This window comes from Leifsonia psychrotolerans, from assembly GCF_013410665.1.
Lineage (GTDB): Bacteria > Actinomycetota > Actinomycetes > Actinomycetales > Microbacteriaceae > Cryobacterium > Cryobacterium psychrotolerans_A.
Genome location: NZ_JACCFM010000001.1, coordinates 1,899,718 through 1,914,724 on the forward strand (window position 1 = coordinate 1,899,718; position 15,007 = coordinate 1,914,724).

15 protein-coding genes are annotated in these 15,007 nt (G+C 64.6%); 2 read left to right on the forward strand and 13 right to left on the reverse strand.

Going from position 1 to position 15,007, the window contains the following annotated elements:
• Positions 1–92 precede the first annotated feature (92 nt).
• The 7 genes from HNR05_RS08865 to HNR05_RS08895 form a co-directional block, all read right to left on the reverse strand.
• Positions 93–1,358 (reverse strand): ROK family transcriptional regulator, encoded by a 1,266-nt coding sequence (locus tag HNR05_RS08865; RefSeq protein ID WP_343062530.1) that lies wholly within the window; start codon positions 1,356–1,358, stop codon positions 93–95.
• Between the two features lie 65 nt (positions 1,359–1,423).
• A complete protein-coding gene (locus tag HNR05_RS08870) occupies positions 1,424–1,984 on the reverse strand; it encodes a GDSL-type esterase/lipase family protein (protein ID WP_179578681.1) in 561 nt (186 codons plus the stop codon).
• 61 nt (positions 1,985–2,045) lie between these two features.
• A complete protein-coding gene (locus HNR05_RS08875) occupies positions 2,046–2,930 on the reverse strand; it encodes a glycerophosphodiester phosphodiesterase (RefSeq protein ID WP_179578682.1) in 885 nt (294 codons plus the stop codon).
• A gap of 175 nt (positions 2,931–3,105) precedes the next feature.
• Positions 3,106–3,969, reverse strand: a complete 864-nt coding sequence (locus HNR05_RS08880) for an aldehyde dehydrogenase family protein (RefSeq protein ID WP_179578683.1) — start codon at positions 3,967–3,969, stop codon at positions 3,106–3,108.
• Positions 3,966–5,552: an aldehyde dehydrogenase family protein gene (locus HNR05_RS08885; RefSeq protein ID WP_179578684.1), complete on the reverse strand. Its 1,587-nt coding sequence runs from the start codon at positions 5,550–5,552 to the stop codon at positions 3,966–3,968. Before HNR05_RS08885 ends, HNR05_RS08880 begins: the two co-directional genes overlap by 4 nt.
• A gap of 9 nt (positions 5,553–5,561) precedes the next feature.
• On the reverse strand, positions 5,562–6,566 hold the full coding sequence (gene deoC / locus HNR05_RS08890) for a deoxyribose-phosphate aldolase (RefSeq protein ID WP_179578685.1): 1,005 nt from the start codon (positions 6,564–6,566) through the stop codon (positions 5,562–5,564).
• Positions 6,567–6,615: 49 nt separating this feature from the next.
• Complete coding sequence (locus HNR05_RS08895) at positions 6,616–7,587, reverse strand: sugar-binding transcriptional regulator (RefSeq protein WP_343062532.1); 972 nt, start codon at positions 7,585–7,587, stop codon at positions 6,616–6,618.
• Positions 7,588–7,777: 190 nt separating this feature from the next.
• Between HNR05_RS08895 and HNR05_RS08900 the strand changes: the two genes are divergently transcribed.
• On the forward strand, positions 7,778–8,737 hold the full coding sequence (locus HNR05_RS08900) for an ROK family protein (protein WP_179578686.1): 960 nt from the start codon (positions 7,778–7,780) through the stop codon (positions 8,735–8,737).
• On the opposite strand, the gene HNR05_RS08905 is transcribed toward HNR05_RS08900, so the two are convergent.
• The 6 genes from HNR05_RS08905 to HNR05_RS08930 are packed head-to-tail and all read right to left on the reverse strand — an operon-like array spanning position 8,734 to position 13,447.
• Positions 8,734–9,969, reverse strand: a complete 1,236-nt coding sequence (locus HNR05_RS08905) for an MFS transporter (protein WP_179578687.1) — start codon at positions 9,967–9,969, stop codon at positions 8,734–8,736. The two genes, HNR05_RS08900 and HNR05_RS08905, sit on opposite strands and share 4 nt — an antisense overlap.
• Positions 9,970–10,019: 50 nt before the next feature.
• A complete protein-coding gene (locus tag HNR05_RS08910) occupies positions 10,020–10,949 on the reverse strand; it encodes a bifunctional riboflavin kinase/FAD synthetase (protein WP_179578688.1) in 930 nt (309 codons plus the stop codon).
• A complete protein-coding gene (locus HNR05_RS08915; RefSeq protein WP_179578689.1) occupies positions 10,946–11,419 on the reverse strand; it encodes a hypothetical protein in 474 nt (157 codons plus the stop codon). The genes HNR05_RS08910 and HNR05_RS08915 overlap by 4 nt, the downstream gene beginning before the upstream one ends.
• A gap of 44 nt (positions 11,420–11,463) precedes the next feature.
• The gene (locus tag HNR05_RS08920; protein WP_179578690.1) at positions 11,464–11,832 is read right to left on the reverse strand and encodes a hypothetical protein; all 369 of its coding nucleotides are present in this window, start codon (positions 11,830–11,832) and stop codon (positions 11,464–11,466) included.
• Positions 11,829–12,773 carry a tRNA pseudouridine(55) synthase TruB gene (gene truB / locus HNR05_RS08925; protein ID WP_179578691.1) on the reverse strand — a complete coding sequence of 315 codons (945 nt, stop codon included), beginning with the start codon at positions 12,771–12,773 and terminating at the stop codon, positions 11,829–11,831. The genes HNR05_RS08920 and truB overlap by 4 nt, the downstream gene beginning before the upstream one ends.
• Positions 12,770–13,447, reverse strand: a complete 678-nt coding sequence (locus HNR05_RS08930) for a TetR/AcrR family transcriptional regulator (protein ID WP_179578692.1) — start codon at positions 13,445–13,447, stop codon at positions 12,770–12,772. The genes truB and HNR05_RS08930 overlap by 4 nt, the downstream gene beginning before the upstream one ends.
• Before the next feature lie 67 nt (positions 13,448–13,514).
• Between HNR05_RS08930 and HNR05_RS08935 the strand changes: the two genes are divergently transcribed.
• A complete protein-coding gene (locus HNR05_RS08935) occupies positions 13,515–14,999 on the forward strand; it encodes a DHA2 family efflux MFS transporter permease subunit (protein WP_343062533.1) in 1,485 nt (494 codons plus the stop codon).
• The last annotated feature ends 8 nt before the right edge of the window (positions 15,000–15,007 follow it).

The window sequence follows — 15,007 nt, forward strand, 5'->3', positions numbered from 1 at the left end:
AGTTTTCATGAGTTTAGCGACCAGCTTTGCCCGTCGTCAACCGGGAGGGAGTTCGTCGGTGATTTCTCTCGTCGGAGATTCCGGAAGAGCGCCTAGTTCGCGAAGTAGGTGAAATGGCTGACGCTGCGGATGGCCATTTCGGCGGTGCCCAGCAACACCGCATCTTCCCGGAGCGCCGCGGTGCGAATCGTCGGAACTCGAAAGATGCGCCCGTCCAGACGTGCTTCGAGAGCCGGGATGATGAAGTCCGCGTGCTCGTCCAAGCCCTCGCCGAGCACGATGTACTCCGGGTCGAGCACACTGCAAATCGCTGCGACCGCTCGCGCCACGTAGTCCAGTACCTCCTCGGACATCGCCGCAGCGATTGAGTTTCCGGCACGAGCACGGCTGAGAATTTCGGAGACCGTCACACTCTCGGTAGCGGCCAAATCAAGTCCGCGACGCCGAGCCTCGGCGGTCAGCGCTTCAACGCCGAGTCGGGTCTCCAGATCGCCGCCGCGGGGATAGGTCTGGGTGAGCGAGGACTCACCCAACAGCAGATAACCCACCTCTCCGGCGGCTGACCGACTCCCCCGGTATAAGGCGCCGTTGGTGACCACGCCGGCGCCAAGCCCGCGGGCAAGAAGCAGCACGGCGAAATGCGGGGTGATGCGGCCCACGCCATGGTGGAGCTCGCCGACGGCCAACGCGTTCGCGTCATTCTCAACAAAGATGGGGATTTCGAAGTCGGTGTCGATGAGGTCCGATCCGGTCAAGCCGGTCCACTCACCATCGTCGGCGGTTCCCGACATTCGACCATCCGGATGCACGGTGTACGGCACAGCAATCCCGACTGCCAAGCAGGGAGTGCCGCGTTTCGTGGCGAGCGTCACGAGGGAGCGGATGAGATGTCGCATCTGTCGCGTCGGCTCACTAATCTCGCCATCGGCCATGGTCTCCCCCGCCAATCCCTGGGCGGGAGCGAGTTTCACGTCGACGCGGATTCGCTCAATGATCTGGCCGTCGAAATCGACGAGCGCCCCGATAAAGCCGCCGGGTTCGACCTTGACCGCCACAATCACACGGTAGGCGCCGGTATAGCGCAGCACGATCGAGGGGCGCCCTCCCGTGGACGGTGCCACCCCATCTTGCATGACGTATCGATCAGCGATGAGCGCGGCCGTCAAGCGATTGACCGTTGCCGAACTCAAACCCGTCTGCGCAACCAAAGCCTGCCTCGACATCGGTCCCGATGCCCGGAGCACTTCAAGGATGCTGGTCTGATTTACCAGAGACAACGTACTTGTCGTCGGCGCGGCCAGACGTGCCTCTCGACCTGAGAAGAGGCCGGACTCAGGCAAATCACGATGTGAGCTCACGTCGAAACTTTAGTATCCATTCGAACAGAAGCGGGGAATGGACACAGGTATTCGCGGGGATCGACTCAGGCGTTCTGCACCGGAATCACCGAACTCGACGGCGGGTACTCGAACAGCTCCTCCAGTCCAAACTTCAACTCGGCCAGCCACGCCGCGTATCCCTGCGCGTTGAGATGCAGACGGTCGGTCGTGAAAACTGACTTAAGCTCACCGTCTGGCTCTGCCAAGACCGGCCACAGATCTAGATAACGGGCCCGCGTCGTGGGGGCGAATTGCCACAGGTGCCGATTAATCGATTGAATCGGCAGCACGAACTCGCGTTCCCGGGGAAACACCGAATGAATCAGGATGCGAACGGTGGGAAGCTGTTTGCGTAACGTCACCAAGATCGTTTCGATGTTGCGTACGACGTATTCATCGGACCGTCGCCAGCCCAGATCATTCGTGCCGATTGCCAGCACCACAGCAGACGGTTGAAGTTCGACAACGTTGTCAAGCCTGGCGAGCACGCCGTCGGTGGTCTCTCCGCCCACGCCGAGGTTGATCACGTCGTAGTCGGGAAGCCATTCCTCCCAGCGCCCACCGGCGACAAGCCCGTCGCCAATGAAAACGATCGATTCAGACATGGTTTCCTCCACTCTCAATCATGCATCCGCGGGCCGCATGCTGGCTAGAGTGCCACTCGGTTTAGGTTCCGCTTGACGTTGCGGCGAGCCATGAATCAAGCTCGCTCGGGGTGTCCGTGATGATTCCATCGATACCGAGCTGCCGCACCTCGGCCCAGGTCTCCTGCGTGTTGAGGGTGTAGCAAATCACCCCGAACCCCGCCTCGTGAAGCAGATTCACTGCCCCGGGTGCCGCCGCTACCGAGCGGGCCGTCGTCGCCACTCCGATCACGCCGAAACGCTTGGCCATCGGCACCGGATCGGCTGAGAGTTCACGCACGAGCATGATGCGCGGATACGTCGGGGCGACAGCCTGCAGGTTCAGCAGGGTCTCGATGCTGAAGCTCTGCAGCACAACACGCGAACGCAGATCATGTCGTTCGATGGCGTCGATGACGCCGCGCAGCTGGTCGGGGCTCCAGCCGAATTTCAGTTCGACCAGCGCCTTCTTGTGCGAGGTGCGGAGGGTTGCGAAGAACTCCTCCAGGGTGGGAATGCGCGTGCCCGCGTAGACGCTGCCGTACCAAGAACCTGCATCCAACGTCGCGATCTGGGCAGCCGTGTGCTCGGCTACGCGGCCGCGGCCGTTTGTGGTTCTCTTCAGGTCGACATCGTGAAAGAGAACCGGCACCCCGTCACTCGTGAGTTGCACGTCGGTTTCGACAAAGTCCATCTCCGAGGCCATGGCCAGCTCGAAGGCCGGCATGGTGTTCTCGGGTGCCGCGGCACGATCGCCGCGGTGGCCGGCAATGAACGCCCCCTCGCCCGGGGTGCGCAGTGCCCCGAAAACGTCGGTGGCCGACACACTTCCGGGAACAGAACTGACGATGAGCAGAGGCACCAGCACCGCGACGGCGGTCACAGCGCCAATCAGCGGCGCCAGCCGCTTCGATACCCGAACGCGCATCGTAGCTCCCAACCCGCCCGCGTCGATGCGGGAACGTGCAGCTACCCTACCGGAACCGTTACCTTTCTGTTACATATTTATGCCAGGCGTGCGCAACGCCGAACGGGTGGCGGACCCTTCGGAGAATTCCGAGGTTCCGCCACCCGATCAGTGATTGCTGGTGGCGATCCGAGACTTAGATCAGGCCCTTGGTGTGCCAGACGGTCTTGGTCTCGGTGAACGCGAGGATGCGGTCGAGAGCCGGCGTTGCGGCATCCGCACCATTTTCGGGTGGCAGCACACGCTTGAGCGTCTCGGCTGCTGCAATCTGCAGATCGACCCAGTCGAGGGCGCCGGCACCGAGCAGGTCGAGTGCATTGACATCGGCATGGCCAGCCAGCCAGGGGGCGATTTCGGCGGGCGAACCCGTCAAGATGTTGACGACTCCGCCAGGCACATCGCTCGTGGCGAGTACCTCGCTCAGGCTGATCGCCGAGAGCGGGTGCGCCTGGTTTGCAATCACGACGACGGTGTTTCCGGCAACCAAAGCTGGAGCGATGGCGCTCACGATCCCGAGCAGCGAGCCGCCGGACTGCGGCGCGACGATGGCGACGACGCCCGTGGGCTCCGGCACCGAAATATTGAAGAACGGGCCCGAAACCGGGTTGGCGTTGCCGGCTGCCTGCACATATTTGTCGGCCCAGCCGGCGTACCAGACCCAACGGTCAATAGCCTCGTCGACCTGAGCGGATGCCGCTTGGGCACTCACCCCTTCCGACTGGACGATCTCGTCGACGAACTGAGCACGACGCCCTTCGAGCAGCTCGGCGATGCGGTACAGCACCTGGCCGCGGTTGTACGGCGTCGCACCGCTCCAGCCGCCGACGGCGCCGCGCGCGACGACGACGGCGTCGCGGGCATCTTTACGGGAAGCCTGGGCTGCATTGGCGAGGAACTCACCGGTGTGGGAGAGGATTTCGTAGACCCGGCCCGACTCGCTGCGCGGAAACTTTCCGCCGATGTAGAGCTTGTAGGTCTTGGGAACGGCGAGGCGGGTCACTTGGAGGCCTTCTTTCCGGGCTTCGTGGCGGGAATTGAGGGGGCGTCTGCGAGTTCCGTATCGGCCGAGATGGCCGACACTGCGGACGGTGACGGTGCCGCGGTCACGGCAGCCGAGGCGGAGACCCCAGTCAGTACCGCACGGGCGTTCGCGGGCTTGAGGTACGCAGCGAGGCCGTGGCGCCCGCCCTCGCGGCCGAAGCCGGATTCCTTGTAACCACCAAACGGGCTGGCCGGGTCGAACCGGTTGAAGGTGTTGGCCCACACCACTCCGGCACGCAGCTTGTCGGCGACGGCAAGAATGCGGCTGCCCTTATCACTCCAGATACCGGCTGACAGGCCGTAGGGTGTGTTGTTCGCCTTCGCGATTGCCTCAGCCGGCGTGCGGAAGGTGAGCACCGACAGCACCGGGCCAAAGATTTCGTCGCGGGCGATGCGGTGGCTGGTCGTCACATTCGTGAAGATCGTCGGTGCGAACCAGAACCCCTGCTCGGGAATGGCACAGTCGGCGCTCCACCGCTCGGCGCCTTCGGCTTCTCCACTGTCTGAGATCGCACGGATGCGTTCCAACTGAGCCGCACTATTGATCGCGCCGATGTCGGTGTTCTTGTCGAGCGGGTCGCCGAGGCGCAGCGTCGACAGTCGGGCCTTCAACCGGTCGACGACGTCGTCGTGGATCGACTCCTGCACGAGCAGACGACTGCCGGCACAGCACACCTGGCCCTGGTTGAAGAAGATGCCGTTGACGATTCCTTCAACGGCCTGGTCGATCGGGGCATCGTCAAAGACGATGTTCGCAGCCTTGCCGCCGAGCTCGAGCGTGAGCTTCTTGTCGGTGCCCGCCACCGAACGGGCGATCGCGCGGCCCACGGCCGTGGAACCGGTGAAGGCCACCTTGTTGACATCGGCGTGGTTGACGAGCATCGAGCCCGTGTTCCCAGCGCCGGTGACGATGTTGACCACACCGGCCGGAAGATCGGCCTGCTGCAGAATCTCGGCGAACAGCAATGCGGTCAGCGAGGTGGTCTCTGCGGGCTTCAACACGACGGTGTTACCGGCGGCGAGGGCCGGAGCGATCTTCCAGGCCAGCATGAGCAGCGGGAAGTTCCACGGGATGACCTGCGCGGCCACACCGAGAGAGGATGGGTTGGGGCCGGCTCCGGCGTGATCCAGCTTGTCGGCCCAGCCCGCGTAGTAGAAGAACCAGGCGGCAACGAGGGGCACGTCGACGTCGCGGCTCTCCTTGATCGGCTTGCCATTGTCGAGGCTCTCGGCCACGGCGAGTTCCCGGGCACGCTCCTGAACCAGCCGGGCGATGCGGAAAAGGTACTTGCCCCGGTCGGAACCCGACAGGCGCGACCACGTGGTGTCGTAGGCACGGCGAGCGGCAGCGACTGCGGCATCCACATCGGCCAAGTTCGCGGTGGCGATCATGGTGATCTGCTTCTCGGTGGCCGGGTTGATGCTCGCGAACGGGGTTCCCCGACCGGCGACGAACTCGCCGTCGATGAACAGACCGTAGTCACTGCGCAGATTCAGAATGGCCTGCGACTCGGGCGCCGGCGCGTAGTCAAGAAAGTTCATGGTGTGGTCCTAGTCAATCGTCACGTAGTCGGGGCCTGAGTAGTGGCCGGTTTTCATCTTCTGGCGCTGCAACAACACATCGTTCAGCAGGCTGGAGGCACCGAACCGGAACAGGTGCGGCGTCAGCCACTCTTCACCGACGGTCTCGGCGACGGTCACCAAATATTTGATGGCATCTTTCGAGGTACGGATGCCGCCGGCCGGCTTGACGCCGATCTTCTCGCCGGTGAGGTTGTACCAGTCACGCACGACCTCGAGCATCGACAACGTCACGGGTAGCGTCGCCGCGGGGGCGACCTTACCGGTGGAGGTCTTGATGAAGTCACCCCCGGCGAGAATCGCCAGCCAGGATGCTCGACGCACGTTGTCATACGTGTTCAGCTCACCGGTCTCGAGAATGACTTTGAGGTGGGCGAAGCTGCCGTCGGCACGGCGGCAGGCGTCTTTCACTGCCGCGATCTCGTCGAAGACCTGACCGTACCGGCCCGAGAGAAAAGCGCCACGGTCGATAACCATGTCGATTTCGTCGGCCCCGGCGGCAACGGCATCCGAGGTATCGGAGAGCTTCACGGCGAGTGAGGCGCGGCCGCTCGGGAACGCCGTCGCAACGGCGGCGACATTGATACCAGAGTCAGTTCCTGCCGAGTGTGCGGATCCGAGTGCCGCGACCGCGTCGGGAACCATGTCGCCATAGACGCAGACCGCAGCGACGCGGGGGCAGCTGGGATCGCTCGGGTCGGGGTTCATGGCCTTACCGACGAGTGAGCGCACCTTGCCGGGGGTATCGGCGCCCTCCAACGTCGTGAGGTCGATGAGCGTGATGATCGTGTCGATCGCCCAGACCTTCGAGGTGGTCTTGATTGACCGGGTGCCGAGGTTCGCGGCGCGCTGCTCGAGCCCCACCGCATCGACCCCCGGAATTCCGTGGAGGTACCGGCGCAGATTGCTGTCGGATGCCTCGCCACCGAGAACCGCGAGGGCGCGATCCCGGATTGCAAGTTGGGTGTTGGTCATCAGCTGTCCTTGTTCTTCGGGTGGTTCAGTGGTTCAGAGAATGGAGTGCTCACGAATGCGAAAAGTCGGTGGCGTCGTGCTCGCCAAGCACAGCGAGCGCCGTGGCCTCGTCGGTGACGAGTACCGTGCACAGGCCGCTGCCGACGATGGCCCGGGCGACCGGGTGCTTCTGTCGGCCCGAGATCACGGCGATCGCCGTCTTGGACCGGCGCAGCTGCGAGAGTGAGATCCCGACGGTGCGGCCGTCGAGCTCGGGGTCGACAATGTTGCCGTTACTGTCGATGTAGCGGCCGACGATGTCGCCCACGGCGCCCTTGCGCACGAGTTCGTCGACCTGTGCCGGGGTGAGATAACCGCTGTCGACATGTGCTGAGTTCGAATCGGCCTGACCGGCGCTGAACAGAAAGGCCGAAGCCGACCGTCCCATGTCGAGCACCGCAGCGACGGCTCGGTCTGATTCGATGGCCTGCTTTGTTTCGAGGCGCTCCAGAATGGCGGGGCTCGGCAGTAACGTGGCGGAGCCTGAGGCTTTGTCGGCGATCGTGACGGCTGTCGTGGCCGCGGTGCCGGCGCGCTTGTTGAGACTCACACCGCCGTTGATCTGCACGACATTCACGCCGGGCGCCCACCCGCTCTTCAGATGGTTGGACACGTCATGGAGCGTGCGCCCCCAGCTGATGCCGAGCGTGCGTGGAATGGGACGCAGGCTGGTCAAGTAGTCGGCGGCGGCCTGAGCGGTGCGCGATTGCAGCTCTTCCTCGCTCGAGACGCCGGCCGATGAGACGACGATCGCGTCGGTGAGCCCGGTGGTTTCACGCAAACGCCGCTCAATGGGCAGACGACGCGCACGCGGGTGAACGATCTCAATTCGAATGAAGCCGTTGGATTTTGCTTGAGCCAGAAGCCGACCGACCTTCCAGCGGGTCAGGCGCAGAATCGAACCGATCTCGTCTTGCGTCTTGTCTTCTTCGTAGTACAGCTCAGCGGCTCGAATCGAGAGCAGCTCGTCGGAGTCAATCACGCTATGCGCTCCCTTCGGTTCCTGTTCGGTGATTCCCAGCCTAGGTCTCCGCCGTGCGCAAATCAACACACGTAGGCAATCTTGCTCATATGAGCATCGCCCGGTCCAGCTCGCCGGGTCCCGCTCCCCCGATCCTGCTCCTCTCGGTCCGGCGACCATCATTTTGTTCCGTGCCCCCTAGGCTCAAACCATGCCTTCTCCGTCACAGCAGACTTCATTCGCGCTCGGCCTCGACCTCGGCGGCACCAAGGTCGAAGCGGCTCTCGTCGATGAGCACGGCACGGTGCTCACCGACAGCAGATTCCGCCTGCCGACCGGCCCTGCGACCACACCTGCCGGCCTCGAAGCCGCCGTGACCAGTCTCGTGACCCGCGCCGTCGAACGCCTTCCGGAAGGCGCGTCGCTGGTCGGCGCCGGTATCGGCTCAGCCGGTCCGGTCGTCGCCGCCACCGGCACCGTCTCCCCCTTGAACATGGCCGGCGTGCGTGATTTTCCGCTTCGCGCCCTCGTGCAGAGCGTGCTGCCCGATCTTCCCGTGCGACTGCGGATCGACGGTTTGTGCATCACCCTCGCCGAACACTGGGTGGGCGCCGGGCGCGGCGTCGACAATTTGATGGGCATGATCGTCTCGACCGGCGTCGGCGGAGGACTCATTCTCGGCGGACGCACCATCGCTGGTCCGAGCGGCAACGCGGGGCACATCGGCCATGTCGAGGTAGCCGGCTTTGATGACCCCTGTGCGTGCGGGGGGCGCGGCTGTCTCGAAGCGGTTGCCTCCGGGCCGAAGACCGTCGCCTGGGCTCGCAGCCATGGCTGGACGGGCCACACCGGCGAGGAACTCGCCGCCGCACACGCCACTGGAGACCCGATCGCGGTGCGCGCCGTCGAACGCAGCGGGCGCGCGCTCGGCCAGGCCATCGCATCCGCCACCAATTTGCTCGACCTCGACGTCGTGGCGATCGGCGGTGGCTTCTCGCACGTCTCACCGGATCTGTTCGAGAATGCCCGGGCCGCGATCGCGCGACGCGTCGTGTTCGACTTCGCGACAAAGGTGCGCCTCGTCCCCTCAGCACTCTCGGGCGAAGGTCCCTTGATCGGGGCTGCCGCGCTGATCCACCGCGCGGCGTTGGTCGCTGAGCCCGTTTTCTAGGATGTTGCCGGGCCCCGACGGGCCAGATCGTCTTCAAGCAGGTGCGGACGCGCAACGACGATCCCGGCGACCAAGGCCACGACGGCTGTGCCGAGGAGGAAGTACAACCCCAGATCCCAGCCGCCGGTCTGCTCGTGGAAGATGCCGAAGAGGAGTGGGCCGACGGCGCCCAGGGTATAGCCAATGCTCTGGACGAAGCCGCTGAGCGCCACCGAGCCGGCATGCGTCCGTGTGCGCAGATTGATCAGCACCAGGGCAAGCGGGAAAAGAGAGGTTCCGAGCCCGGCTAGGGCCGACCACAACCAGGTCGCCGTCGTCGGGACGAGGAGCAACCCGAGGTAACCGATCACGAAGCTGAGCGTCGCCAGATAAATCAGCGGGGCGACGCTGCGCAGCCGCACCGCAAGAATCGGGATGATGATCGAGGCCGGAACTCCGACCGCCGCGTAGACCGAAAGCAAGTTGCCCGCCTCACCCGCGCTCGAGCCGGCCACCTGCATGAGCAGTTGAGGCAGCCAGGCGAACATCGCGTAGGCGTTCAGCGACGAGGCGGCGAACAGAACGGCGAGGGCCCAGGCGATCGACGACCCCCAGATTCGGTTGAGGATCGCGGGATCTGCCTCCTCGATGACCGGTGTCGGCCGGCGTCCGGAGCGGTGTCGAACGAGGAGGCTCAGCCAGGGCAGGAGTGCGAGGATCCCCAGAACGAACCAGAGCCCGAGCGAGATCCGCCACCCGGCGGAATCGGCAACCGGCACTGCGATGAGCGGTGGAATCAGGGTGCTGAAAGCCAGCATCGTGGCGTAGAGAGCCGTGACGAGTCCCACGCGGTCGGGAAAATACTTCTTCACCAACGGAGGAAGCAAGACATTGCCGGCACCCATGCCGGCGAAGGCCACGGCGCTGCTAGCAATAAGCCAGCCCACCGAGCCGGAAAACCCGCGGGCAAGATCGCCCACCGTGATCGCGACGAGAGCAACAATAAGAACACTCTCGAGGCTGGCGCGCCGCACGAAGACAGGCGTCATGATGCCGAAGACGGCAAAACAGACGGGCGGCAGCATGCCGAGAATTCCGAGAGCGAGAGCCCCCAACGGGACATCCGCGCTGATCTGCGTCACGATCGGCGAGAGCGCGGTGACGGCGGTGCGCAAGTTTGCCGCCACCAACAGAATCCCCACGAGGGCGAGTGAGCGACCCGCCCACAGTCTGGGGGCAGAAGAGTCAGTCACGAGCCAAGTCTACGGTCGCCTCGTGGGCGATACCGCCACACGCGCCCTGTTTACGTGAGGATGGCGCGCACCCTGTCGACATCGTCAGCGATCTGTCTGATCAGCGGGTCGATGCCGGTGAAGGCGACCATTCCGCGAATACGTTCGACGAATGAGACCTCGACGACGTGCCCGTACAGGTCGATGTCTTCGTCGAGCACATACGCCTCGACTTGCTTGTGCGGAACGCCCTCGAAGGTGGGGTTATTGCCCACCGAGATGGCCGCGGGGTAGCGCACGCCGGCATCCGTCAACCACCCGGCATAGACACCGTCTGCCGGAATCAACCCCTCGGACTCCGTCGAGAGGTTGGCGGTCGGAAAGCCGAGTTCGCGCCCCCGCGCCGCGCCGTGTACGACGACGCCTCGCACGGTCGGCACGTGGCCCAACTGATCCCGCGCCGCGTGCACGTCGCCGTCGGCCAGAAGCCGGCGAATCCCCGTCGACGAGACACGCTGTTCGTTGTCGGGACCGACATCGTCGATCCGGTGGGTTTCGTAACCGTACGTCGCACCGAGGCTCGTCAGCAGCTGACTATCACCCGCTCCCCGCGCGCCAAATCGAAAATCCTTGCCGACCAGCACATGTTTGGCGTGCATGGCGTCGACAAGAATGCGGCTGATGAATTCCTCCGCGGGCAACGACGACAACGCGCTATCGAACTCGAGCACAAGCGTCGCGTCGATGCCGGAAGCCGCCAGCAATTCGAGCTTCTGGTCGAGACTGACAAGAGCAGGAGGGCAGTCCCCCGGTGAGAGCAATGAGAGCGGATGCCGGTCGAACGTGACCACGGCGGTCGCGAGTTCGTCGCGCTCGGCGAGTAATTTCATCTCCGCGATGATGGCTCGGTGACCGGCGTGTACGCCGTCGAACTTGCCGATGCTCACAGCGGATGCCGGCCAGTCGAGGGGAACCTCGCCGAGGCCATTGAGGCGCTTCATAGCTGCGATCCGCCCCCGAGCACCGCGTCGCTTGATGCAGGAGGGCGGTGTCGGGACAGCCACCACATGCCCAGGATCGGAAGAACGAGCGGAATGAAGAGATAGCCACGGCCGTACACCGACCACACGGTGTCGTGCGGGAACAGTGCCGGGTCGATCAGACTCAGCGTGCCGATCACGAGCACCCCGAGCAATTCAAAACTGATCGTCACCCAGGCGATGCGATACCAGACCGGCCCACGGGCGATCAGCGCGATCGTCGCCACGATGTAGACCACGGCGGCGAGTGCCGACAGCGAATAGGCCGCCGGGGCATCATCGAACTTGCCGACGATTTGCACGAAGGAACGGCCTGTCGCCGCCAGCGCGAGAATGCCGTAAACAACGATCAAGAGCCGACCGATCCCGGTCACACGGGTGCGCGCAGCGGCTTCGGTGTCGGACGAGGACTGGGTTTTCTGTTCAACCATGGCTCGGCAATTATCGCAGTATCCGCATGTGGTTTGCTGCCGAATCAGGCGGGCAGCGCCGTCCAGATTTGCAGCATTCGGTAAACCATGACGGCGACCGAGAGGCAGACGACCCCGAGAATGACGGTGCTCCACCGGCTGCGCTCGATCAACGCCCAGGCCGCACCGGCGAGGGGAAGCAGGATGGCACTGACCAAATAGGTGTAAAACTCGAGCATGCTTCCGGTCGCCGCGTTGCCAATCATCGGCGCGACGATCGAGACGACGAGTTGCGCAATCAGCAGCAGTTCGACCAGGGCGACGGCCCCGAGCGTGAGATCGCTGGGCGTACGACCCACCAGGCCGAGCGTGAGGCAGAGCACCCCTGATGCGAGCGCTACCGCGAGCTGCAGCCCGGTGAACCACTCGATCATGCGGCACCTCCCGGCGTCTGAGATGCCGCTTCGACGTCGTCCGGCGGAAAATTGACCAGGGTCTTCCCCTGCGTGCCCCGGCGACCGACCAGCCCGACGAGCCGACCATCCGGAGCGATCGCGGCGATCGGGGCATCCGTCGCCACCTCGCTCACGCTGGTGCCGGCAAGCTCGATGCGCTTCCCGTGACCCAGGTCGATGGTCTGCTGCGCCGTGAGGTCGAGCCGCGGGAACAGCAGGGTTGCGGCAGCGGCCGGCGTGATCAGGGAGCCGACGGCGTCGAGCTCATCGAGGGTCTGTGCCGCGTCGACGCCGAACGGTCCGATGCGCGTGCGGCGCAGGCTGGTCAGATGGCCGCCGACTTCAAGGGCCGAACCGAGATCACGAGCGAGGGCACGAATGTATGTGCCGGTCGAGCAGACGACCCGCACCTCGAGATCGAGAAACCCGTCGGCAGGGGTCGCCGAGAGCAGCTCGAACTCACTCACCGTCACCGGGCGGGGGGGCAGCGCGACCTCTTCGCCCGCGCGCACGAGAGCATACGCTCGCTTGCCGTCGACCTTGATGGCGCTGACCGAGCTGGGAGATTGTTCGATGTCCCCGGTGAGATCACGGATGCCGGCCGCGATCGCGTCTGGGCTGAGCGTCGCGACAACCCCGGGCGAGGCGAGCGAGATCTGCTCGCCCTCTTTGTCGTCGGTGGTCGTTGCCGCACCGAGACGAATCGTGGCGAAGTACTCCTTGTCGAGACCGACGACCCAGGTGAGCAAACGGGTCGAGCTGTTCACCCCGAGAATAAGCAGGCCGGTGGCCATCGGGTCGAGCGTGCCGGCGTGACCGACCTTGCGGGTGCCGGCCAGGCGACGGGTGCGGGCGACGGCGTCGTGGCTGGTCCAGCCCGGCGTCTTATCGACCAGAAGCAGGCCAGATGCCGCGCTCACGCGGTTTCCTCGGACCAGTGGGCGGCCGAAGCGCCCAAGACAAGGTCAAGCTTGGTGCGGAATGTACAGTCCATGAGTTCGCGTGCAGCCTCATCGTTGTCATAGGCGTCGGGCAGACGCAGAGCGAGCAGGGTATTGAAAAGCATGCCATCGGCTAGGAACTCCCGAACCTGATCAGGTTCGAACCCCGCCTCGTCGCGCAGCAACCGGTAGATGTCGAGAAATCCCGTACGGGCCGCCGCTCCGATCGCCGGGTCGTGACCGGTGAGGAAGCCGTGCATCAGCGAGAGCAGGATGCCGCGGTCTTCAATCAGGTCGATGTACGCGCGGCCGAGACGGGCACTCAGAAGGTCGGTGTAAGCCGGATCGGTGTCAGCCGGATCGGCGGCTTGAGGGTCGGTCTTCGCGATCTCCCCCCGAAAAACCGTCATCAGTCGACTGAGCGAGCGCTCGATCACCTCGATGAAAAGATTCTCTTTCGTGCCGAACATACGCACCACGTACGGTTGGCTGATGCCGGCCGCCTGCGCCACCTGATCGGTCGTGGCGCCGGCATAGCCACGCGCGCCAAACACCTGGCTGGCTGCCGCCAAAATCTGCTCGCGGCGTTCCGCGGCGGGGATGCGTTCAGCACTGGGATTCTGTGCAGAAAATGACTCGCTCACGCTTGACATGTTATCAGTCGATAACTACCGTGGCATCATGTAATCAGCCGATTACTTCCCCGTCGAAGGGCTCCTCGTGAACGTCGTCGCCGCGCGCCGCATTCCGATCTGGCTGGCCATCACCGCGGCATCCGTGCCCATGTTCATGGCCACGCTCGATAATCTGGTTGTCACCAGCGCGCTGCCCGTGATCGCGCGCGACCTGACCGCCTCGATCGAAGAACTGCAGTGGGTGATCAACGCCTACGCGTTGGCGTTCGCGACGTTTATGCTCATGGCGGTCGCGTTGGGCGACAGGCTCGGCCGACGCACGGTGTTCCTCGTCGGCATCGGCGTGTTCACGCTGGCCTCGGCCGCGGCGGCCCTGAGCGACACCCCCACGCTGCTCATTGCCGCCCGCGCCGTGCAGGGTGTCGGCGCCGCGGCCCTGATGCCGCTCTCGCTGACTCTGCTGGCCGGTTCGGTGCCGCTCCGGTTGCGTCCGGCGGCAATCGGAATCTGGGGCGGCGTCTCGGGCCTCGGTGTGGCCCTCGGCCCACTGATCGGCGGGGCCGTGGTGCAGGGCTGGAACTGGCAGGCGATCTTCTGGCTCAACGTTCCCATCGGCATCCTGGCCGTTCCTCTGGTGCTGTTCGCTCTGCCGAACAGCTTCGGCGAGCGGGTGCGCGCCGACATGCTCGGCCTCGTGCTTGCCGGACTGGGCGTGTTCGGTCTCGTCTTCGGAATCGTGCGCGGCAATGACGCCGGCTGGGACAGTGCCGAGGTGCTCGGTGCCCTGATCGGCGGAGGCAGCCTGCTCGTCGTGTTCGTCTTCTGGGAGACCCGAGCTCCTGCCCCGCTGTTGCCGTTGCGACTGTTTCGCGATCGCAGCTTCACCGTGTCGAATATCGTGGGCATCACGTTCAGCTTCGGTATCTTCGGTGCGGTCTTCATCTTGATCCAGTTTCTGCAAATCGTGCAGGGGTACACCCCGCTCGAAGCCGGCCTGCTGACGATGCCGTGGACCCTCGCTCCCATGATCGTCGCGCCGCTCACTGGTCTGTTCAGTTCTCGGACCGGCACCCGCGTGCCGATCGTGGTCGGGCTGGTGCTTTTAACGATGTCGATGGGTTGGCTCGCCGTGGTGATGTCGGCGACCGTGCCCTACCGCGAGATCGTGCCGGCCTTCGTGTTGGCTGGAATCGGGATGGGCCTGGTCTTCGCGCCGATCTCGACCGCGGTGCTCGCGAACATGGTACCGGCCGACCACGCGAAGGCCTCGGGCACCAATTCGACGCTGCGTGAGATCGGTGTGGCGCTCGGCGTCGCAGTGCTCACCGCTGTGTTCGCCGGCGCAGGTGGGCAACTCACACCGACGGGTTATGTGGGCGCGGCAATTCCAGCGATTTGGACCGCCGCCGGTGTTTTGGCCGCTGCCGCCGTGATCGCGCTCGCGATGCCATCGAAAAAGCAGGCGGCCGCGGCGGCTGCGGCCATCCGTGCCGAGAACCCCTCCGTAACAGAGCACGAAACGGATCTATCGGCCCGGGCGCCGGCACCGCGCATGTCCAGCGCCTCCTAGGCTGGAGC